Below are 20,843 nucleotides of genomic sequence, written 5' to 3'. Positions count from 1 at the left end.
CTACATCAAGGTTTTGATTATACATGGGATTTTACCACTCATTACTCCGATTCACAGGAATAGTCGGTTTTTCTTTATTGACTGTTGCTTGCTCTAGCCAAAAAGTACAAGAACCTGACCTGCCAGAACGCGTTTATTATGATAAAGCACAGCAAGCATTGTCTGAAAACCTCCCTTCTACCGCCATTAAACATCTAAAAGATTTGGATTCTCGCTACCCTTTTGGCAAATTCAGCACACGCGCTGAGTTGGACTTAATCTATGCCCAAATAGAAGCAGGGGAATTTATTGCGGCTCATGCCACGGCGGAACGATTTATAAAAAACCATCCGGATAATGATTCGATTGATTATGCCTATTACATGAGAGCCTTGGCTACGTACAAAGGAGCCGAAAGTCTGCTTTCACGCTACTTAGGTATGGACCCTAGCGAACGAGACTCAAAAGAACTCACTAAAGCCTTTAACGAACTAGCTGATTTCTCTGCTCGTTACCCAGAAAGCCAATATGCGCCTGATGCTAAAGCCAGAATGTACTTCTTAAGAGAAATGGTTTCCCGCCATGAATTGCAAGTTGCGCATTATTACATGAAGCGTAAGGCACCTATCTCCGCCTTACGTCGTGCCCAAGAAGTATTACAACATTATCCAAGCACTAACTCTGTAGAAGAAGCCCTAGCCATTACCATCCAAGCCTATCAAGACCTTTCGCAAGAAAAGTTAGCAAAACTAAACCTTAATATCTTAAAATCCAACTTTCCTAACTCTGAATACTTAAACGATCAAGGAAACTTCATTCGTTTTAAACTACCTAATGATGCAGATCCTGGCTTTTGGTACTGGGTTTCATTTGGTTTAATTGATTAATATACATTAATCAAATTTGCCTTCTTGGCAAAATGGGAACAGGATATCAAGCTGACCATTTTGCCAAGAAGCTAGCTTTTTCATAATTACCTCAGTAAAAAATTCATCACTCACAAAGCAATCAAGCCATAATTTCAAACTATCGTATTCAGAATTTTCAAACCAATCTTTATTGACATTAGAAAACTGCCTAATAAAAGGGAAAATGGCAATGTCAGCAAGACTCATATCATCCCCTAATAAATATTTACGTTGATTTAGCCGCTTGTTCAAACGTTTAATAAACACTTCTGCCCTTTGTCGATAATCAAACTCTGTTCCATCTGGGTAACGGTCAGCATATTTATAACGATCTAACCAATGCTTAAAGCGATTATCGTTATAGGAAATCCAAGTACTCACTTTTGCCTGCTTTACACTTGAGCTTGGCCAAAGTGACTCAATAAGCTCTTTTTTATCGGTCTGTTTCAAAGCCCAAAACATAATATCCAAACTTTCAGGATAACGCTTACCTTGCTCGTCCAACATCTGAGGCACAGTCGCTCTTCCTCCTAACGACGTTAAAGCCATGGGCTTCGATTTCAAGTCGACTTCACGAAGAGACACTACGCAGTCAAGCAAGGCCAGCGTATATCGTGCCCTAATGGCATAGGGACAACGTCTAAAGGAATACAATATAGGCATCAAAAAAAATACACCAATTAGTCAAAAAAAAACCATGTTGTCTAAAGCATCCTATCAGAATACCTTAGGCAACATGGTTTCGTATTTTATAATGACAAATTATGTCAATTATACAATCGTAACGTTTTCTGCTTGAGGGCCTTTTTGACCTTGAGTTACCTCAAAAGTTACTTGTTGTCCTTCAAGCAAAGTTTTACGGCCTGTGCCATTGATTGCTCTGAAATGAACAAACACATCAGCACCACCATCACGTTCAATAAAACCAAACCCTTTCTCGTCGTTAAACCATTTAACAACACCAGAAACCAACTGATCTGACATAATAACCTCGTTATTATAAATAATATCCATTAAATAATACGATTGTTCCATAATTTTAAGAAACAACTTAATGTTAAGTTTACATAAGATAATAATTATCTTAATAAAAGTAACAATCAACAGATAGTATGATGTTCAAAAAAAAATAGAAAGCAATTCGAATACAAGTATTGTTAAAAAAAGTAAACTTCCTTTACATTCATCGCCAATAGACCTACCACCTTCTTTAAACCTCATTTCAAAGCAGAAACAAACACCCCCCACATTAGGGCGCAAACAAAAGAAAGCACCAATTAGATGCAAAAATGGAACAAATATTGCTTAAAAACTTCCTAAATCAAGTATTTGTTATTATTTCGGCCACATAAAGCCTCAATACAATGCAAAACAACAACAACGAACCCCATTTTGGGGCAAAAAAACACACAGGAGACCACTTGTGACACCCTCAAACAGTGCAGTTGAAACTCTGATATCAAGTTCGAATACACTTTTCATATTACTCGGCGCCATTATGGTGTTTGCTATGCACGCAGGCTTCGCTTTTTTAGAAGTGGGAACTGTGCGTCATAAAAACCAAGTAAACGCTCTAGTGAAAATCATGACCGACTTTGCCATATCCGCATTGGTCTATTTTTTCGTTGGTTATCAAATTGCTTACGGGGTGAGTTTTTTTGATAGTGCCAGCGTCTTATCTCAGAACAATGGCTACGCGCTAGTGAAATTCTTCTTTTTAATGACTTTCGCTGCTGCTATTCCCGCCATTATCTCAGGAGGAGTCGCTGAGCGTGCTAAGTTTTATCCTATGTTAATCTCTGCTGCTCTTATTGTTGGTATTGCTTATCCATTTTTTGAAGGGTTAGTCTGGAATGGTAACTACGGTTTTCAAGCTTGGCTTGAGCAGTCTTTTGGTGCCCCTTTCCATGACTTTGCAGGATCTGTGGTAGTTCATGCTTTTGGTGGCTGGGTGGCCCTAGCTGCAATTATATTATTAGGTACACGTAATGGTCGTTTCAAACAAGGGAAATTGGTCGCCTTTGCGCCATCTAATATCCCTTTCCTTGCTTTAGGAGCCTGGATTCTGTGTATAGGCTGGTTTGGTTTTAATGTTATGTCAGCACAAACGCTAGATGGTATTAGCGGCTTAGTGGCGGTGAACTCACTAATGGCAATGGTCGGTGGGACATTGGCTGCAATGATTTTTGGCAAAAATGACCCAGGCTTTATACACAATGGTCCTTTAGCAGGTCTTGTGGCCATTTGTGCTGGTTCCGACATCATGCACCCTATCGGAGCACTGGCGACTGGAGTCGTCGCTGGTGCAATCTTCACTTTCCTATTCACCTTCATCCAACAAAAACTAAAACATACTGACGATGTCTTAGGAGTTTGGCCTTTGCACGGTGTATGTGGACTTTGGGGCGGCATCGCCGCTGGCATTTTCGGCCTTGAGCAATTCGGTGGTTTAGGTGGCGTAAGCTTTTATACACAAATCATAGGCAGTGTGATTGGTGCCATAGTTGCCTTGATCAGTGGCCTAATCGTATATGGCGCAATTAAATCCATCAGTGGTTTACGTCTTTCAGAGGAAGATGAATTTAACGGAGCTGACCTTGCCATTCATAAAATAGGTTCTATTGGCAAAGAGTAATATGAAACACTGAATACACATAATGAAGAAGTAAAAAGCCAGTTCATTTGGGCTTTTTACTTCTCTCTCCAACAAAGCTCGCTATACTAAACTTTTTGAGAGTAGATTGTATGAAACTGTGGCTCATAACTCATTCAGAAGAACTGAAGAAAAGCTCTGGAACAGGGAAATTAGTAAAGGAAGCACTGCAACAAGATTGTGAAATCATAGAATGGTCAAGAGTCGATCCACACCCAGCTATCTTAGCACTTAATAAGCAAGACACCTTATTAATCTACCCCATTGATCAAACTCAAAAACAAAGCAGCCATTCACTTTATACCCCAATCAAACATCTCATTATCCTTGATGGAACATGGCAACAAGCTCGAAAGATATACAATCGCTCTCCCTATCTCCATGATTTCACCCACCATGAAATACAGAACAGCCAATCAACGTACAGCAAACGTCGCAACCAAAAACAGACAGGATTATGTACGGCTGAAGTCGCCATTCATCTACTAACAGAATACCAACACCCAGCCACCTCAAAACTACAACAAGCTTATACTAACTTTAACCAGTAACTCGAATGCTAATGTCACCTAAACCTTCAACCCAAGCCAACATTTCATCCCCTTCTATGACTGGACCTACGTTTTCGGGCGTACCCGTCATAATGAGATCACCTGGACGCAATTCATATACTTCCGATAACTTGCAAATCACTTCTTCAATAGACCAGGTTAAATGATCAACAGAGCTCATCTGTTTAACAACACTGTTTACCTTTAATCCGATCTCGGCCTTTCGTACTTTTTCGCTCAACTCTTCACTTTTTAACACAATTGGACTTATGGGAGCTGACTCATCAAATGACTTACCGACTTCCCAAGGGCGCCCTTTTTTTTTGGCTTGTGCTTGAAGATCTCGTCGTGTCATATCCAGACCAACGGCATAACCTAAGATAGACTCCTCTGCGTCTTCGATAGACAATTTACTCCCTCCCTTAGCAAGTGCCACAACAAGCTCTACTTCGTATTCAAATTGAGAAGTGGCTAACGGATAAACGATCGAAGACTCTTCTGAAAATCCTACCGGAATTACACAAGTAGCATCTTTTTTAAAGAAGAAAGGAGGATCACGATCTGGGTCATCGCCCATCTCTCTTGAATGAGCCGCATAATTTCGACCAACGCAAAACACTCGACCAACCGGAAAAAATCGATCATCGCCTTCAATAGGCAAACTGATTTGTTGTTGAACAGGCACTATATATTTCACACTACACACCTTAAACTCATTAAAAATGGCCCGTTTTAAGCCAGATAAAACACTCGTCATCAACTCGCCATTCTTCAGGTGAAAAGCTAGGCTCTCGAAACCAAGCGCCTGCAGGCAATTTGTACTCGCCATAGTTCGCTAATCCAGATATGACAAAGATCTCGACCGCCTGAGACAAAGCAAAGGTGGTTAAGGTATTTTCACCTGTCATACGCACCAAATACACCCTTTCCTCACCATATTGATACAAAGGTAAAATGGAGGACTCCTGTTGATACCAAATGCTAGAGGTATCCAAGGTCACCTGATTTAAATCTGAAGGATGAAACTGGTGCAATTTTACAAGCAGTAAACACCCCTCATCACTATGAGGAGCATGACTGGTGCCAGGAGGGTTACGAAAATAGCTGCCCGCTTTAAAATCCCCTGACTCATCAGAAAATACACCATTAAGAACAAGAATTTCTTCTCCTAAAGGGTGAGGATGAGGGCGGAAAACCGACTTGGGTTGATATTGCACTATGCTGGTCGCATGTCCTCTTTCTGCCTCTTCTCGCGCCAGAGGCTTTCTAAACACGCCTGTCATAGGACTACCAATCCATTCCTCTTGATTCGTATCTATAAAGACAGTTTGAGCAAAATCCATATTGAGCATAAGCAATAACCAACTGAACAAAATACACTCAGTTTAACGGTTAGCTTAAATTGTAATCAAGTAAATCCGTAAAAGAATCAACTTATTAGGAATAAAAAAAGGCACCAAATGTTGCCACTTGGTGCCAAAAATGTTCCAACAATCCGCCTACAAGAGAAGAAATATGGAACCTTGAATGATCGTACTTAACATAAGGCTCCGACCTTCAAACCACCTAGAAGAAGCCTTAGAGTAAATAAAATCAAGTATGTCTGATTTTAGAAACCGTAATAAACACCAACCGCTGTTTGAGTGTCTGTGTCGCTGTTAGAGGCATTTTCAAAGCTACCCACTTCACCGTACACATATACGTTCGAAGCAAGGCTGTATGTCACACCAGCACCGTATTCGTTAAAATCATCACCAGTTTCTGGAGAGATAGATTGAACAGAAGCATATAAATCACCTGCACCGTAACCGTAGCGTGCAGCTAGACCTACTGTATCCTGAAGATCATCAGTGCTCTCAAACTTGGCCGTTAAATTAAGATTAGAAGTTGCTTGATAGCCAACAGACAAGCCATATGTGCCGTTAATATCCACATCCACATTATCTAATCCATCATAACCAACGGCTAATGTTAAAGCGTCTGTACTATATTTTATCACTGCAGTTACAGCAGTACCGTCTTCGATAGTGAAGTCAGTTTCATTAATTTCTACTGTTTCAGCTTCTTCAGCATCACCCTTAACTTGTGCAGACAGTTGAACTTCAAAACCATTCATAGATGGTGAAAAGTACGCAATTGTATCGCCTTCAGTTGTCAAAGGATTAGATGTGAAGCCTAGGTTCTCAAACTGATCGACAGAATCTTGAATAGCATTGTTATAGATACTGTCAAACGTACCTACTTGCACTTTACCGAATCCACCTTTTAGACCAACAAAAGCTTGGTCAAGACCAACACTGACATCTCCATTTTTTTCGTCTGCATCAGCTTCAAGCTCATATTTGAAGAAAGCTGTTAGGTCATCATTAATCAAGGTTTCGCCTTTGAAACCAAAAGTTGAGCCATTGTCAGCAAACTCAGAACCATCATCTGTATCTGTGTACGCATATTGGATGTTACCGTAAACGTCAACGGTTGAACCTTCAGCTGCGTGAACGGATACAGACGCAAGGGCTGCACTAGATACAGCAATAGCAATAATCGATTTTTTCATTCTCGTTTTCCCTTTAATGTGTACATAGTTTCTTGTAGGCGCTTGATACTTGCAAGCAACTCTAAAACAATCTAAACATTCTCCAGAAATTAACAATAGCACGCACATTAATTGCATAACCAATCCACGAATCATACATACTTCATGACATCTGTTACAAAAGAAGGAGGGAGATAGAAAAATGAATATCTAAATTATTCTTTAAAATCAGTTTGTTAATGAAAATACAGCAAAAAATTATGGAGATAATAAGGAGTAAAATACAAGAAAGAGAATTAAAGGATCGAAAGATAAGTGTAAAATCTTAATAAAATAAGTACATAAATAGGCGACCAAGGCCTTACTTAAGCAAAACCTTGGTACGAATTACCACATTAAATCATCAGGAATTTGGAAATCAGCGTAAGGATCATCATCAACCGCTTCAATTCTGTTATTACAAACCAGAATATAACTGTCATCACGCTCACTGATTTTTACTGCTGCAGGCTCAGGAATAATTTCATATTGCGCATCAAGCTTAGCAATTGCTAATCGGCCACCACTCAAGTCGTTGTGCATGCTCTGACTAATATAGAGCTGCTTAACTTTTTTATTATCCGTAAAATGATAAGCAATGTCGCCATCTTCTTTAGCAATTCGATTCTGCAAAATCATCTGTCTGATTTGCCCATGAATGGCTTTATTTTCAATGTCTTTTTGGCGCTGCAAGTTTAATTGACGATCCTTTTCTAGCTTATCGTCTCTTTGTTGCTTTAATTCAGCCTGACGCTTATCTTTTTCGTCATCAACAGCTTTGCCATTTTTTACCTTTTGCTTCTGCTGTAACTTTTCAGCCTTAATTTTTTTGGCTTTCTTTTTATCAACAATACCAGCACCTAAAAGCTGCTCTTGTAATGATTTAGCGGCCATTAGAACCTCCTTTAGAAAAAATCATATACATCATCAGATTCGCTATTCTGATTCTATAGGTAACTCAAAATTCAGATACAAAAAAAGCGACTCGAGAGTCGCTTTTGTCAATCTAATACTAGATCAAGTCTCTTAAAACGCTACCCTATAAAGGTGTTACGTTTTGAGCTTCAGGGCCTTTTTTACCTTGAGCTACTTGGAATTCAACTTTTTGGCCTTCAGCCAAAGTTTTGAAACCAGAACTGTTGATAGCAGAGAAATGAACAAATACATCAGGACCTTGATCCTGAGTGATGAAACCGAAACCTTTAGTTTCGTTGAAGAATTTTACTGTACCAGTTACTACGTCAGACATGTCTGTTTATCCTGTAGGTTAAGTTAATTTACACGGAACATTCCGTTAAAGTGCTAAAAAAACTCGGTATTACTTATGACTTAACAGGATCGAACATACTTAACGTAGTATTCGCAACTCTGGACATAAATATTGCCAACTCTTTTAAACGAACTTGATTGTAGTCCTCTTTTAACATCAGGGTCAATCAAGTTTTGAACAAATTTGCACCTATTTGTAAAACAACTGCCCTTTTCTGAGGCAAAGCCCACCATTATAAGCTTTTAATCAAAAAAGGCTTGCCAACATTTCCTCATAGTAACTCAATCATTCATCGGAACCATAATCGAGTTAAATATGAGATCCAAGTAACTATCTTCCTTGCAGGATTTTTTTATAGCCCCGTGATACACATGACACTCTAACTCAAACACTCTCACACACTTCACGGCCTTATAGCATGAGCGATAGCGAACGAATACTACTACTGAATAGCCGCTTATTAACAACTGTAGTGAAAAGGAGATATCACCACAAACATCACTTAGAACTCATAGTGTCTGTGAGGCATACAGGATCCGAAGTAGCGTAAGCCGCTGACGACATCAGTAACGCAAGGCGTCGCTGTTTTGGATCGTGACTTTCTTCCAGACGTAAAAAACCTGACAGGATACCCTATCAGGGCTTCTTGATTGACGCTGACGACCTCACAGATCTGAAGCTTCACTTCATCCCTAAATCATCTTGCTAACATCGTACAAGATCCGTAGCAGCGTAAGCCGCTGACGACGTCAGTGACACAAGGCGTCGCTGTTTCGGATCGTGATTTTTCTCCAGACGTAAAAAAGCCCTGACAGGATAACCTATCAGGGCTTCTTAATTTAAAGCTTGACGACGACCTACTCTCACATGGGATCCCCCACACTACCATCGGCGATGGCGCTTTTCACTTCTGAGTTCGGGATGGGATCAGGTGGTTCAACGCCTCTATGATCGTCAAGCAATTCGGTTTGCGTATCGTTCCGGTTCGAGTTCTTCTACTCTGCAACCAAAACACGCGAATACGTTGCTTGGATCTTTAACAATTCATTTTGAAATAACGTGGATCAAGTATTAAACCGGATCGTAATCTATGTGCCTGTTAATGAATCACTCCATTATACAGTAAAACCACTTTGGTGTTATATGGTCAAGCCTCACGAGCAATTAGTATTGGTTAGCTCAATGCCTCACAGCACTTACACACCCAACCTATCAACGTCGTAGTCTTCAACGGCTCTTTAGGGAACTTATGTTCCAGTGAGATCTTATCTTGAGGGAGGCTTCCCGCTTAGATGCTTTCAGCGGTTATCCCGTCCGAACGTAGCTACCCGGCAATGCCACTGGCGTGACAACCGGAACACCAGAGGTTCGTCCACTCCGGTCCTCTCGTACTAGGAGCAGCTCCTCTCAAATCTCAAACGTCCACGGCAGATAGGGACCGAACTGTCTCACGACGTTCTAAACCCAGCTCGCGTACCACTTTAAATGGCGAACAGCCATACCCTTGGGACCGGCTTCAGCCCCAGGATGTGATGAGCCGACATCGAGGTGCCAAACACCGCCGTCGATGTGAACTCTTGGGCGGTATCAGCCTGTTATCCCCGGAGTACCTTTTATCCGTTGAGCGATGGCCCTTCCATACAGAACCACCGGATCACTAAGACCTACTTTCGTACCTGCTCGACGTGTCTGTCTCGCAGTTAAGCGTGCTTTTGCCTTTACACTCTATGCATGATTTCCGACCATGCTGAGCACACCTTCGTGCTCCTCCGTTACTCTTTGGGAGGAGACCGCCCCAGTCAAACTACCCACCACACAGTGTCCTCGATCCCGATAAGGGACCTGAGTTAGAACCTCAAACGTACCAGGGTGGTATTTCAAGATTGGCTCCAATAGAACTGGCGTCCTATCTTCAAAGCCTCCCACCTATCCTACACAAGTAGGTTCAAAGTTCACTGTGAAGCTATAGTAAAGGTTCACGGGGTCTTTCCGTCTAGCCGCGGATACACAGCATCTTCACTGCGATTTCAATTTCACTGAGTCTCGGGTGGAGACAGTGTGGCCATCGTTACGCCATTCGTGCAGGTCGGAACTTACCCGACAAGGAATTTCGCTACCTTAGGACCGTTATAGTTACGGCCGCCGTTTACTTGGGCTTCGATCAAGAGCTTCGCTTACGCTAACCCCATCAATTAACCTTCAAGCACCGGGCAGGCGTCACACCCTATACGTCCACTTTCGTGTTTGCAGAGTGCTGTGTTTTTAATAAACAGTCGCAGCCACCTGGTATCTTCGACCGACTAGTGCTTACGGAGCAAGTCCTTCACACCGGCCGGCGTACCTTCTCCCGAAGTTACGGTACCATTTTGCCTAGTTCCTTCACCCGAGTTCTCTCAAGCGCCTTGGTATTCTCTACCTGACCACCTGTGTCGGTTTGGGGTACGGTTCCTGTATATCTGAAGCTTAGAAGTTTTTCCTGGAAGCAGGGCATCAACCACTTCGTCCAAAAGAGGACTCGTCATCAATTCTCAGCCTTAAAGGGTTCCGGATTTACCTAAAACCCCAGCCTACAACCTTAAACGCGGACAACCATCGCCGCGCTGGCCTAGCCTTCTCCGTCTCTCCATCGCAATATACACGAGTACAGGAATATTAACCTGTTTCCCATCGACTACGCATTTCTGCCTCGCCTTAGGGGCCGACTCACCCTGCCCTGATTAACATGGGACAGGAAACCTTGGTCTTCCGGCGGGGGAGTTTTTCACTCCCCTTATCGTTACTCATGTCAACATTCGCACTTCTGATACCTCCAGGATGCCTTACAGCTTTCCCTTCAACGGCCTACAGAACGCTCCTCTACCATCCAAGATAAATCTTGAATCCGTAGCTTCGGTGTACAGTTTGAGCCCCGTTATATCTTCCGCGCAGGCCGACTCGACTAGTGAGCTATTACGCTTTCTTTAAAGGATGGCTGCTTCTAAGCCAACCTCCTAGCTGTCTGAGCCTTCCCACATCGTTTCCCACTTAACTGTAACTTTGGGACCTTAGCTGACGGTCTGGGTTGTTTCCCTTTCCACGACGGACGTTAGCACCCGCCGTGTGTCTCCCGCGCTCATACTCATTGGTATTCGGAGTTTGCATGGGGTTGGTAAGTCGGGATGACCCCCTAGCCCAAACAGTGCTCTACCCCCAATGGCAATACGCGAGGCGCTACCTAAATAGCTTTCGAGGAGAACCAGCTATCTCCGAGCTTGATTAGCCTTTCACTCCTATCCACAAGTCATCCCCGGACTTTTCAACGTACGTGGGTTCGGTCCTCCAGTTAGTGTTACCCAACCTTCAACCTGCTCATGGATAGATCGCCCGGTTTCGGGTCTATTCCCAGCAACTAAACGCCCTATTAAGACTCGGTTTCCCTACGGCTCCACTATTCGCTTAACCTTGCTACTGAAAATAAGTCGTTGACCCATTATACAAAAGGTACGCAGTCACCGAATAAATCGGCTCCCACTGCTTGTACGTACACGGTTTCAGGATCTATTTCACTCCCCTCACAGGGGTTCTTTTCGCCTTTCCCTCACGGTACTGGTTCACTATCGGTCAGTCAGGAGTATTTAGCCTTGGAGGATGGTCCCCCCATGTTCAGACAGGATAACACGTGTCCCGTCCTACTCGTTTTCATTAAAATGGCGTTTTCGTATACGGGGCTATCACCCTCTACGGCGACCCTTTCCAGAGTCTTCTACTAACACCAAATCAACTTAAGGGCTAATCCCCTTTCGCTCGCCGCTACTTAGGGAATCTCGGTTGATTTCTTTTCCTCCGGGTACTTAGATGTTTCAGTTCCCCGGGTTCGCCTCCACACAGCTATGTATTCACTGTGGGATACTCTACAAGTAGAGTGGGTTTCCCCATTCGGACATCTCGGGATCAAAGTCTGTTTATCGACTCCCCCGAGCTTTTCGCAGATTACCACGTCCTTCATCGCCTCTGACTGCCAAGGCATCCACCGTGCACGCTTGGTCACTTGACCATATAACCCAAAATAGTTTCCACTCAGAAGAGTGTCATATTAAGAATCACATACCAAAGAAGCTTTTGTCTCTTCTCTGGATTTACGATAATAGAAAGTCACTAGGTTAAAGTGCTTTCCACCGGTTTAACGCTTGATTCATCGTTATTTCAAAATTCGAATTGTTAAAGAGCAAGTTTAGTGCAAAGCACTAAGTCAGAAACTAACCAACACAATGTGTTGTGATTAGTGTCTTGCTTAACACTTTGTCTAAAACGCTTTTAAGATAGGTTGCTATGAGAACTCATAGCCATCAGATAATTTGTGTGAACGCTCACCAGTGCTTCATATCGTTTAAGGAGGTGATCCAGCCCCAGGTTCCCCTAGGGCTACCTTGTTACGACTTCACCCCAGTCATTGACCACTCCGTGGTAACCGCCATCCCCGAAAGGTTAAGCTAGCTACTTCTGGAGCAATCAACTCCCATGGTGTGACGGGCGGTGTGTACAAGGCCCGGGAACGTATTCACCGTGGCATTCTGATCCACGATTACTAGCGATTCCGACTTCATGGAGTCGAGTTGCAGACTCCAATCCGGACTACGACGTACTTTATGGGATTTGCACACTCTCGCAAGTTAGCTGCCCTTTGTATACGCCATTGTAGCACGTGTGTAGCCCTACTCGTAAGGGCCATGATGACTTGACGTCGTCCCCACCTTCCTCCGGTTTGTCACCGGCAGTCTCCTTAAAGTTCCCACCCGAAGTGCTGGCAAGTAAGGATAAGGGTTGCGCTCGTTACGGGACTTAACCCAACATTTCACAACACGAGCTGACGACAGCCATGCAGCACCTGTCTCAGAGTTCCCGAAGGCACCAAAGCATCTCTGCTAAGTTCTCTGGATGTCAAGAGTAGGTAAGGTTCTTCGCGTTGCTTCGAATTAAACCACATGCTCCACCGCTTGTGCGGGCCCCCGTCAATTCATTTGAGTTTTAACCTTGCGGCCGTACTCCCCAGGCGGTCTACTTATTGCGTTAGCTGCGCCACTAAGTCATTACAACCCAACGGCTAGTAGACATCGTTTACGGCGTGGACTACCAGGGTATCTAATCCTGTTTGCTCCCCACGCTTTCGCACCTCAGTGTCAGTATCAGTCCAGGGTGTCGCCTTCGCCACTGATGTTCCTTCCTATATCTACGCATTTCACCGCTACACAGGAAATTCCACACCCCTCTACCGTACTCTAGCCTGCCAGTATCCGGTGCCATTCCAAGGTTGAGCCCTGGGATTTCACATCAGACTTAACAAACCACCTACGCGCGCTTTACGCCCAGTAATTCCGATTAACGCTTGCACCCTCTGTATTACCGCGGCTGCTGGCACAGAGTTAGCCGGTGCTTCTTCTGGAGCTAACGTCAAAGTAATTTGGTATTAACAAACTACCCTTCCTCACTCCTGAAAGTGCTTTACAACCCTAAGGCCTTCTTCACACACGCGGCATGGCTGGATCAGGCTTGCGCCCATTGTCCAATATTCCCCACTGCTGCCTCCCGTAGGAGTCTGGGCCGTGTCTCAGTCCCAGTGTGACTGGTCATCCTCTCAGACCAGTTAGAGATCGTCGCCTTGGTAGGCCTTTACCCCACCAACTAGCTAATCTCACGCAGGCTCATCTAATAGCGGAAGGTCCGAAGATCCCCTCCTTTCCCCAAAAGGGCGTATGCGGTATTAGCATGCGTTTCCACATGTTGTCCCCCTCTACTAGGCAGATTCCTACGCGTTACTCACCCGTCCGCCGCTCGACGCCTGATAGCAAGCTATCATCGTTTCCGCTCGACTTGCATGTGTTAAGCCTGCCGCCAGCGTTCAATCTGAGCCATGATCAAACTCTTCAGTTAAAAAGTTTGCTTACTCAAAATTCGAAACACTAACAATTACTTAATAAAGCGAATTGACGTGTTTGACTCTCGTAAGACTTCAATTTTTTTTGAAGCCCTAGCGAGCGCCCACACAAATTATCTGATTATCTATTTTAAAGAGCGTTGCCGTGCCACTTAAGCTGCTTACCTCTACTAGAGAGTGAAGCCCTGTCCGTGTCAGCGAGGGCGTATATTAAGGATCTACAGATTTTTAGCAAGCCCTTTTTAATTCTTTTTTGCTTTTCTTTTTCCCTGTAACAAAACAGCCAAAATAAAGACACAAATCCAGACAATAAAAAAGGCGCATGAGCGCCTTTTTTATAACGTAATAACGACATTAACCGCCGACATAACTCAGCATGACACCAGCCGCTACCGCAGAACCGATCACCCCTGCAACATTTGGCCCCATAGCATGCATTAGTAGGAAGTTTTGTTTGTTTGCTTCCAAGCCCACTTTGTTTGCTACACGAGCCGCCATTGGTACAGCCGATACACCCGCCGCACCAATCAATGGGTTAATTGGGTGCTCAGACACCTTATTTAACACTTTCGCCATCAGTACACCGGTTGCGGTACCGATTGCAAAAGCCACTAAACCAAGAGACAAAATACCTAGCGTTTCTATATTCAAAAATGCTTCTGAACTGAGTTTAGAACCCACACCCAAGCCGAGGAAGATAGTCACTGTATTGATCAAAGCATTCTGAGCCGTATCACTAAGACGATCAACCACACCAGACTCTTTCATCAAATTACCAAAACAAAACATCCCCAACAATGGCGCCGCAGAAGGCAAGAACGCCGCCGCCAATAAAGTCACCACAATTGGAAAGACGATTTTTTCTGTTTTCGTTACGTGTCTCAATTGCACCATTTTAATCGCGCGCTCTTCTTGAGAGGTTAGCGCTTTCATTATAGGTGGCTGAATCAATGGCACTAACGCCATATAAGAGTATGCCGCCACCGCAATGGCCCCAAGTAAATCTGGCGCCAATCGGCTCGCCACGAAAATCGCCGTTGGACCATCCGCTCCACCAATAATACCAATCGCAGCCGCATCAGCTAACGTAAAGTCCATTATCCCGCTCGCCCCCAGAACCACCGCACCAATAACAGTTGCGAAGATGCCAAATTGAGCAGCCGCCCCTAGAAGCAAGGTCTTTGGGTTGGCCAACATGGGACCGAAGTCCGTCATCGCTCCGACCCCCATAAAGATTAATAGCGGAAATAACCCTGTTTCAATGCCACCATGATAGATGTAGTACTGCAACCCACCAGGCGACACCATATGACCAGCAGCATCATAAACTGGTGCTGCCATGAAACCAGCACCAGGAATATTCACTAGAATTGCCCCAACCCCAATAGGCAACAACAACAGCGGCTCAAAACCTTTCTTAATTGCAAGATAGATAAGCAACAGCCCCACACACATCATCACAGCCTGCCCAAACTCAAGCTGATATATGCCCGTATCGTGGTACAGATTTAATAATTTTTGTTCCATTTAGCTAAACCCTTTTTATTCTTGCAAATGAATTAAAGTGACAGCAATGCTTGACCTACTTGTACAGCATCACCTTCCTTAACATGAATAGAACCAACCACACCTGCTTTAGGAGCAGAAATTTCGGTTTCCATTTTCATCGCCTCTAGAATCATAATGGTTTCACCTTCTTGAACCTGTTGCCCTGGCTTCACAAGCACTTTGAAAATGTTTCCAGCTAACGGTGCCGGTACATCTTCGCCGCCAGCAGCAGGGGCAGTTTGAACAACGGCAGTTGGTGCAGAAACAGATGAAGCAACAGGCTGAATTTGGCTAATGTCACCACCTTCCGCCACTTCAACAACATAACTCTGCCCTGACACACTGACAGTGTAGACCGCCGGGCCGGTTTCTTGTTTAGCAGCGTCAACCAACTCCTGTCCAGTCGGAACCGGCTCGAATGCATCAGGATTGTCGCGATTCTCAAGAAACTTCAAACCGATCTGTGGGAACAGGGCATACGTCAAAACATCATCAATTAATTCATCAGATAAATTAATTTGCTTTTCTTTAGCCAACCCCTGCAACTCTTGGGTCAACTTTTCGACCTCAGGCTCAAGTAAGTCCGCAGGACGACAAGTAATCGGCTCAGCACCATCCAACACCCTTTGCTGCAATTCCTTATTAAATTCTGCTGGCGCAGCACCATACTCACCTTTCAAGATACCTGCTGTTTCTTTTGAAATGGATTTATAACGCTCACCAGTCAACACATTCAATACAGCTTGTGTACCTACAATCTGAGATGTCGGCGTTACCAAAGGAATCAAACCAAGATCTTCACGTACTTTGGGAATTTCTTTTAATACATCATCAAACTTATCCGCAGCGCCTTGCTCTTTCAGTTGACTTTCCATGTTTGTCAACATACCGCCTGGCACTTGAGCAATCAGGATCCGAGAGTCGGTACCACGCAGCGAGCCTTCAAATTTCGCATACTTCTTACGAACTTCTCGGAAGTACGCCGCAATGTCTTCTAGCGCCTCCAAATCCAGCTCCGTATCTCTATCGGTTCCTTGCAATGCTGCCACTACCGACTCAGTTGAAGAATGCCCGTAAGTCATAGACATAGATGAAATGGCCGTATCCACTCGATCGATTCCAGCTTCAATTGACTTCAAAATGGTCATGTCAGACAAACCTGAAGTCGCATGGGCATGCAATTGCACCTCAAGATCTGTCTGCTCCTTTAACAAAGACACTAGATCATAAGCGTCGTAAGGCGTCAAAATACCAGACATGTCTTTAATGGCGATTGAATCTGCTCCCATATCTTCAAGGGTTTTCGCATAATCCACCCAATTCTTGGTCGTGTGAACGGGGCTTTTAGTATAGGAAATAGTACCTTGCGCATGCTTACCCACTTCTTTAACCGATTTAATGGCTTGCTCAAGGTTTCGAGGATCGTTCATCGCATCAAAAATACGGAACACATCTACACCATTAGCTGCAGCTCGCTCCACAAACTTAGCAACAACATCGTCTGCATAATGGCGATACCCTAGTAGATTTTGCCCACGTAAAAGCATTTGTTGAGGTGTTTTAGGCATGGCTTTTTTCAATTCGCGAATTCGATCCCAAGGGTCTTCACCGATAAAACGAATACAAGAATCAAAGGTGGCACCACCCCAAGATTCCAACGACCAAAAACCGACATTGTCGAGCTTTTCAGCAATGGGCAACATGTCATCAATTCGGAGACGAGTTGCAAATAATGATTGATGGGCATCACGCAACACGACGTCCGTAATACCAAGAGGTTGTTTAATTGTTTTCATAGATTCAGCCTCTACAATGTTCTGCGATTAAAAGAAATTATTTATTACGATGTTGGTGGATAGCCGCAGTAATAGCAGCCGCTATCTGTGGATCAACCGCCGTACTGGTTACGCTATTTGACATCGCTATATTAGACTCAGCCACCGCAACGACTTCTGGAAAGAATTTATTAATAATGGACGACATATAGCCAGTAGCAAAAATAAGCACTACCAGAAAGACGAAGACAAACCCCATCCCCAATACCATCAGGCCAATACCTTCACTTACCAATTCGTTCATTACCCTACCCTTATGTGCACGAATTATTGCCTTGTTTAGAGGCAGCGAATGTGATCATATTCATTTTTTGAACAGATCTTCTTAATTTGGTAATTCTTTTTTTACCACAAACCAGAACAGTTTCATATTTTTTTTGCATAACAGTTAGACTTATTTCGTGAACAATTCCCTAGAAAACAATCAAAATTTGCACACAGAAACCGAGCATAGCAACATAATACTGGCCGTTGCACCAATGGAAGGTGTCATGGATCACACTATGCGCGCCTTACTTTCGAAAATTGGTGGGATGAACTACCTTGTCTCGGAATTTGTTCGTATCACTCAATACCCCATTCCGGCGTCTAGCTTCAAAAAGCTCATCCCTGAGAATAAAAATAGCGCAAAAACAGACTATCACCACCCTGTTCACACCCAACTACTAGGCAGCAACGCCGAACTCATGGCCGAAAGCGCTGCAAATGCCATCGCGGCGGGGGCCAATCACATTGATGTCAATTTTGGCTGCCCAGCAAAACGGGTTAATGGTCACGGCGGCGGCTCAGTCTTACTGCAAGACTCAAACACACTGTTCAATATCATGAATGCTATCCGTAAACAGATTCCATCAGAGATTCCTGTGTCCGCTAAAATCCGGCTGGGCTACGAAGATGAAGACAAGCTATTTGATAATGTTGCAGCGATTGAAAGCGCTGGTACGAATGCCTTAACAATACACGGCCGAACCAAGAAAGACGGTTATAAACCACCAGCAAGATGGGAAAAAATAGGCTTAATACAAGATAAAACTCAAATGCGAGTCATCGCCAATGGGGACATCACAAACCTTGATTCGCTCACAAGATGCAAAGCCATTACTGGCTGTACAGAGTTCATGATTGGTCGAGGATCATTAAATAATCCCTTTATATTTCAGGATATTAGAAACGCCTCATACGAAGAGGGATGTGCTCACCACCAAGCCCAACTGGCTTTACTCTTTGCTGAATACACACAAAGACTACAAGTCGAATATGATGAAGTAGCCACTCTAGGACGACTAAAGCAGTGGGTTGGCCATTTACGCTTTGAATTCACAGACATCCAACATAATTTAACAGCATTGCGTCAAAGCAAGAGTGTTGCAGAGTTCACCGTAAAGATACAAAACATCTTAAAAGCTTAATGACTTTTAGAGCTTAGAATACCGAAAAAAAATAATGTAAAAAAATTAGTGTATGGGGAGTTAATATAAGAAAGGTAGTAATGGCGCATCCGAGAGGATTCGAACCTCTGACCGCTCGGTTCGTAGCCGAGTACTCTATCCAGCTGAGCTACGGATGCGTAACTACTTGTTTGACATTAAATGGCGCATCCGAGAGGATTCGAACCTCTGACCGCTCGGTTCGTAGCCGAGTACTCTATCCAGCTGAGCTACGGATGCGTATATAATGTCTAGAATGATTGTAAAACCATTTACAGAAATTTCAAATTGAAGTGGCGCATCCGAGAGGATTCGAACCTCTGACCGCTCGGTTCGTAGCCGAGTACTCTATCCAGCTGAGCTACGGATGCGTAACTACAATTTTCAACCTTACAACTCAGAAAGGATAGTCTCTGAAAGGTTGACTTGAATGGCGGAGAGTGAGGGATTCGAACCCTCGATGAGTGTTAACCCATACTCCCTTAGCAGGGGAGCGCCTTCGGCCACTCGGCCAACTCTCCAAACAAGTGCGGCGTAGTATATACTGCTCTTACGCCATGTAAAGACTTTTTGGATTTTTTTTAAAAAAAATTAATCCTCAGAGTCTTGTCCATCTTGCTCTTTTTGAATTCGAAGATAAATTTCTTCACGGTGAACAGAAACATCTTTCGGTGCATTGATACCAATACGCACTTGATTCCCTTTTACACCCAACACAGTAACGGACACTTCGTCACCAACCATCAAGGTCTCACCAACACGACGAGTCAAAATAAGCATAAGAATATCTCCCTGTAATTGCTATATTCTAAAATTTTATTGATAGATACTTCCTACAAACATGTAGGCCATTTCCTACAAGATGTATTCTAGCCGCTCAACAGAAATTAAACCATCACAAAAAACAAGGATTATGTATTCATTTGTTACGCTTCGCTAACACCTGCTTCAGAATCACTCAATTTGAAAGCAGAATGTAATGCTCGCACCGCCAATTCCATGTATTTCTCGTCGATAATCACCGACACTTTAATCTCTGAAGTAGAAATTAGCTGAATATTGATGGACTCTTCCGCCAAGGCTTTAAACATAGTACTCGCCACTCCAGCATGAGACCGCATCCCCACACCAACAATCGATACTTTAGCAATCTTAGCGTCAGACAATACGGATTTCGCGCCCAACTCTTCAGCAATTTGATTTAATGTCTTCAAAGCCAATTCATATTCATTACGATGTACCGTAAAAGTAAAATCGGTTGTACCGTCTACTGACACATTCTGTACAATCATATCCACTTCAACATTGGCATCACTGATTGGTCCAAGAATTCTTGATGCCACACCAGGAATATCTGGGACACCTTTCAAAGTAAGCTTAGCCTCATCTCGATTAAAGGCAATTCCTGAAACCGCAGCTTGTTCCATATCAAGTTCCCCATCAGTTGTAATTAGCGTGCCTTCACCATCTTTAAAACTGGACAGTACACGTAACGGCACTTGGTACTTACCAGCAAATTCAACAGATCGAATCTGTAACACCTTAGAACCGAGACTGGCCATCTCTAGCATTTCTTCAAAGGTAATTTTTTCTAATCGACGGGCACTGTCCACCACACGAGGATCTGTTGTGTATACACCATCCACATCGGTATAAATCTGACACTCATCGGCATTTAATGCCGCAGCCAGAGCAACACCAGTAGTGTCAGACCCACCTCGACCAAGCGTGGTAATATTGCCAAACTCATCCGCCCCTTGAAAACCTGCCACAACCAACACTCGGCCCTGAGCAAGATCAGCTTTCATCGCCTCTGTATCAATCTCTTGAATACGAGCCTTACCATGAGCATTGTCAGTCGTAATACGTACTTGTGAACCAGTATACGAACGAGCATCAATCCCGCGTTTCATCAACGCCATAGATAACAAAGCAATCGTTACCTGCTCCCCCGTAGACAGCAACACATCCATCTCGCGTGCATCGGGTGTGGATTGAACACTTTTCGCCAATTCAATCAAGCGATTGGTCTCGCCACTCATCGCGGACACGGCCACAACAATGTCATCACCTTGCTGCTTATGCCTCTGCACTCGATCAGCCACCGCTTCGATACGCTCTATCGTACCGACTGAAGTACCACCGTATTTCTGAACTAACAACGCCATAGTCTTATCATTACCTAAAAA

General features: G+C 43.8%; 16 protein-coding genes, 4 tRNA genes and 3 rRNA genes. 4 read left to right on the top strand and 19 right to left on the bottom strand.

Features of this window, described 5'->3' with window-relative positions:
• Nucleotides 1-23 precede the first annotated feature (23 nt).
• The gene (locus MAR181_RS03505) at nucleotides 24-866 is read left to right on the top strand and encodes an outer membrane protein assembly factor BamD (protein ID WP_013795224.1); all 843 of its coding nucleotides are present in this window, start codon (nucleotides 24-26) and stop codon (nucleotides 864-866) included.
• A 6-nt stretch (nucleotides 867-872) separates the two neighbouring features.
• Here MAR181_RS03505 and MAR181_RS03500 read toward each other — a convergent pair whose 3' ends face one another.
• Together MAR181_RS03500 and MAR181_RS03495 are read right to left on the bottom strand one after the other, a co-directional pair.
• Complete coding sequence (locus tag MAR181_RS03500) at nucleotides 873-1,550, bottom strand: glutathione S-transferase (protein ID WP_041651142.1); 678 nt, start codon at nucleotides 1,548-1,550, stop codon at nucleotides 873-875.
• Nucleotides 1,551-1,658: 108 nt separating this feature from the next.
• The gene (locus tag MAR181_RS03495; RefSeq protein ID WP_013795222.1) at nucleotides 1,659-1,871 is read right to left on the bottom strand and encodes a cold-shock protein; all 213 of its coding nucleotides are present in this window, start codon (nucleotides 1,869-1,871) and stop codon (nucleotides 1,659-1,661) included.
• A gap of 439 nt (nucleotides 1,872-2,310) precedes the next feature.
• Here MAR181_RS03495 and MAR181_RS03490 point away from each other — a divergent pair, with 439 nt between their 5' ends.
• Nucleotides 2,311-3,522 carry an ammonium transporter gene (locus MAR181_RS03490; RefSeq protein ID WP_013795221.1) on the top strand — a complete coding sequence of 404 codons (1,212 nt, stop codon included), beginning with the start codon at nucleotides 2,311-2,313 and terminating at the stop codon, nucleotides 3,520-3,522.
• A 110-nt stretch (nucleotides 3,523-3,632) separates the two neighbouring features.
• Nucleotides 3,633-4,091, top strand: coding sequence for a tRNA-uridine aminocarboxypropyltransferase (locus tag MAR181_RS03485; protein ID WP_013795220.1), 459 nt, complete (start codon nucleotides 3,633-3,635; stop codon nucleotides 4,089-4,091).
• Here the strand turns inward: MAR181_RS03485 and MAR181_RS03480 are convergent.
• The 11 genes from MAR181_RS03480 to MAR181_RS03430 form a co-directional block, all read right to left on the bottom strand.
• Complete coding sequence (locus MAR181_RS03480) at nucleotides 4,081-4,788, bottom strand: fumarylacetoacetate hydrolase family protein (RefSeq protein ID WP_041651593.1); 708 nt, start codon at nucleotides 4,786-4,788, stop codon at nucleotides 4,081-4,083. The genes MAR181_RS03485 and MAR181_RS03480 overlap by 11 nt on opposite strands.
• 19 nt (nucleotides 4,789-4,807) lie before the next feature.
• Complete coding sequence (locus MAR181_RS03475; protein ID WP_041651141.1) at nucleotides 4,808-5,443, bottom strand: cupin domain-containing protein; 636 nt, start codon at nucleotides 5,441-5,443, stop codon at nucleotides 4,808-4,810.
• Between the two features lie 257 nt (nucleotides 5,444-5,700).
• Nucleotides 5,701-6,645, bottom strand: coding sequence for a porin (locus tag MAR181_RS03470; protein ID WP_041651139.1), 945 nt, complete (start codon nucleotides 6,643-6,645; stop codon nucleotides 5,701-5,703).
• A gap of 366 nt (nucleotides 6,646-7,011) precedes the next feature.
• Nucleotides 7,012-7,557 (bottom strand): DUF2058 domain-containing protein, encoded by a 546-nt coding sequence (locus MAR181_RS03465; RefSeq protein WP_013795216.1) that lies wholly within the window; start codon nucleotides 7,555-7,557, stop codon nucleotides 7,012-7,014.
• 145 nt (nucleotides 7,558-7,702) lie between these two features.
• Entirely contained in the window at nucleotides 7,703-7,912 is a 210-nt protein-coding gene (locus MAR181_RS03460) for a cold-shock protein (protein ID WP_013795215.1), read from the bottom strand.
• A gap of 865 nt (nucleotides 7,913-8,777) precedes the next feature.
• A 5S ribosomal RNA gene (gene rrf / locus MAR181_RS03455) occupies nucleotides 8,778-8,892 on the bottom strand.
• Nucleotides 8,893-9,076: 184 nt separating this feature from the next.
• Nucleotides 9,077-11,966: ribosomal RNA gene (locus tag MAR181_RS03450) — 23S ribosomal RNA — on the bottom strand.
• 334 nt (nucleotides 11,967-12,300) lie between these two features.
• Nucleotides 12,301-13,840 (bottom strand): 16S ribosomal RNA (locus tag MAR181_RS03445).
• Together the 16S, 23S and 5S rRNA genes form the textbook arrangement of a ribosomal RNA operon.
• Before the next feature lie 358 nt (nucleotides 13,841-14,198).
• Entirely contained in the window at nucleotides 14,199-15,371 is a 1,173-nt protein-coding gene (locus MAR181_RS03440; protein WP_013795214.1) for a sodium ion-translocating decarboxylase subunit beta, read from the bottom strand.
• Between the two features lie 32 nt (nucleotides 15,372-15,403).
• Nucleotides 15,404-17,188 (bottom strand): sodium-extruding oxaloacetate decarboxylase subunit alpha, encoded by a 1,785-nt coding sequence (gene oadA, locus MAR181_RS03435; RefSeq protein WP_013795213.1) that lies wholly within the window; start codon nucleotides 17,186-17,188, stop codon nucleotides 15,404-15,406.
• Between the two features lie 37 nt (nucleotides 17,189-17,225).
• Nucleotides 17,226-17,471: an OadG family protein gene (locus MAR181_RS03430; protein ID WP_013795212.1), complete on the bottom strand. Its 246-nt coding sequence runs from the start codon at nucleotides 17,469-17,471 to the stop codon at nucleotides 17,226-17,228.
• Nucleotides 17,472-17,628: 157 nt separating this feature from the next.
• Between MAR181_RS03430 and MAR181_RS03425 the strand changes: the two genes are divergently transcribed.
• Nucleotides 17,629-18,636, top strand: a complete 1,008-nt coding sequence (locus MAR181_RS03425) for a tRNA dihydrouridine synthase (RefSeq protein ID WP_245546202.1) — start codon at nucleotides 17,629-17,631, stop codon at nucleotides 18,634-18,636.
• An 81-nt stretch (nucleotides 18,637-18,717) separates the two neighbouring features.
• Here MAR181_RS03425 and MAR181_RS03420 read toward each other — a convergent pair.
• From MAR181_RS03420 to MAR181_RS03395, 6 genes are all read right to left on the bottom strand, one after another.
• Nucleotides 18,718-18,794: transfer RNA gene (locus MAR181_RS03420), tRNA-Arg, on the bottom strand.
• Nucleotides 18,795-18,817: 23 nt separating this feature from the next.
• A tRNA-Arg gene (locus tag MAR181_RS03415) sits at nucleotides 18,818-18,894 on the bottom strand.
• Nucleotides 18,895-18,948: 54 nt separating this feature from the next.
• Nucleotides 18,949-19,025: transfer RNA gene (locus tag MAR181_RS03410), tRNA-Arg, on the bottom strand.
• Nucleotides 19,026-19,085: 60 nt separating this feature from the next.
• Nucleotides 19,086-19,175, bottom strand: a tRNA-Ser gene (locus MAR181_RS03405).
• A gap of 70 nt (nucleotides 19,176-19,245) precedes the next feature.
• Nucleotides 19,246-19,434 carry a carbon storage regulator CsrA gene (gene csrA / locus MAR181_RS03400; RefSeq protein WP_013795210.1) on the bottom strand — a complete coding sequence of 63 codons (189 nt, stop codon included), beginning with the start codon at nucleotides 19,432-19,434 and terminating at the stop codon, nucleotides 19,246-19,248.
• A gap of 146 nt (nucleotides 19,435-19,580) precedes the next feature.
• A complete protein-coding gene (locus MAR181_RS03395; protein ID WP_013795209.1) occupies nucleotides 19,581-20,822 on the bottom strand; it encodes an aspartate kinase in 1,242 nt (413 codons plus the stop codon).
• Between the last annotated feature and the right edge of the window lie 21 nt (nucleotides 20,823-20,843).

Origin of the sequence: Marinomonas posidonica IVIA-Po-181 (genome assembly GCF_000214215.1) — a bacterium.
Lineage (GTDB): Bacteria > Pseudomonadota > Gammaproteobacteria > Pseudomonadales > Marinomonadaceae > Marinomonas > Marinomonas posidonica.
This window is presented reverse-complemented; position numbering and strand designations above follow the sequence as displayed.

What these genes read in the sequence shown, in the direction of transcription:
- csrA (WP_013795210.1), bottom strand. Translation starts at nt 19,434, where the DNA reads ATGCTTATTTTGACTCGTCGTGTTGGTGAGACCTTGATGGTTGGTGAC.
- MAR181_RS03475 (WP_041651141.1), bottom strand. Translation starts at nt 5,443, where the DNA reads ATGCTCAATATGGATTTTGCTCAAACTGTCTTTATAGATACGAATCAA.
- MAR181_RS03500 (WP_041651142.1), bottom strand. Translation starts at nt 1,550, where the DNA reads ATGCCTATATTGTATTCCTTTAGACGTTGTCCCTATGCCATTAGGGCA.
- MAR181_RS03395 (WP_013795209.1), bottom strand. Translation starts at nt 20,822, where the DNA reads ATGGCGTTGTTAGTTCAGAAATACGGTGGTACTTCAGTCGGTACGATA.
- MAR181_RS03505 (WP_013795224.1), top strand. Translation starts at nt 24, where the DNA reads ATGGGATTTTACCACTCATTACTCCGATTCACAGGAATAGTCGGTTTT.
- MAR181_RS03470 (WP_041651139.1), bottom strand. Translation starts at nt 6,645, where the DNA reads ATGAAAAAATCGATTATTGCTATTGCTGTATCTAGTGCAGCCCTTGCG.
- MAR181_RS03465 (WP_013795216.1), bottom strand. Translation starts at nt 7,557, where the DNA reads ATGGCCGCTAAATCATTACAAGAGCAGCTTTTAGGTGCTGGTATTGTT.
- MAR181_RS03460 (WP_013795215.1), bottom strand. Translation starts at nt 7,912, where the DNA reads ATGTCTGACGTAGTAACTGGTACAGTAAAATTCTTCAACGAAACTAAA.
- MAR181_RS03430 (WP_013795212.1), bottom strand. Translation starts at nt 17,471, where the DNA reads ATGAACGAATTGGTAAGTGAAGGTATTGGCCTGATGGTATTGGGGATG.
- MAR181_RS03485 (WP_013795220.1), top strand. Translation starts at nt 3,633, where the DNA reads ATGAAACTGTGGCTCATAACTCATTCAGAAGAACTGAAGAAAAGCTCT.
- oadA (WP_013795213.1), bottom strand. Translation starts at nt 17,188, where the DNA reads ATGAAAACAATTAAACAACCTCTTGGTATTACGGACGTCGTGTTGCGT.
- MAR181_RS03440 (WP_013795214.1), bottom strand. Translation starts at nt 15,371, where the DNA reads ATGGAACAAAAATTATTAAATCTGTACCACGATACGGGCATATATCAG.
- MAR181_RS03495 (WP_013795222.1), bottom strand. Translation starts at nt 1,871, where the DNA reads ATGTCAGATCAGTTGGTTTCTGGTGTTGTTAAATGGTTTAACGACGAG.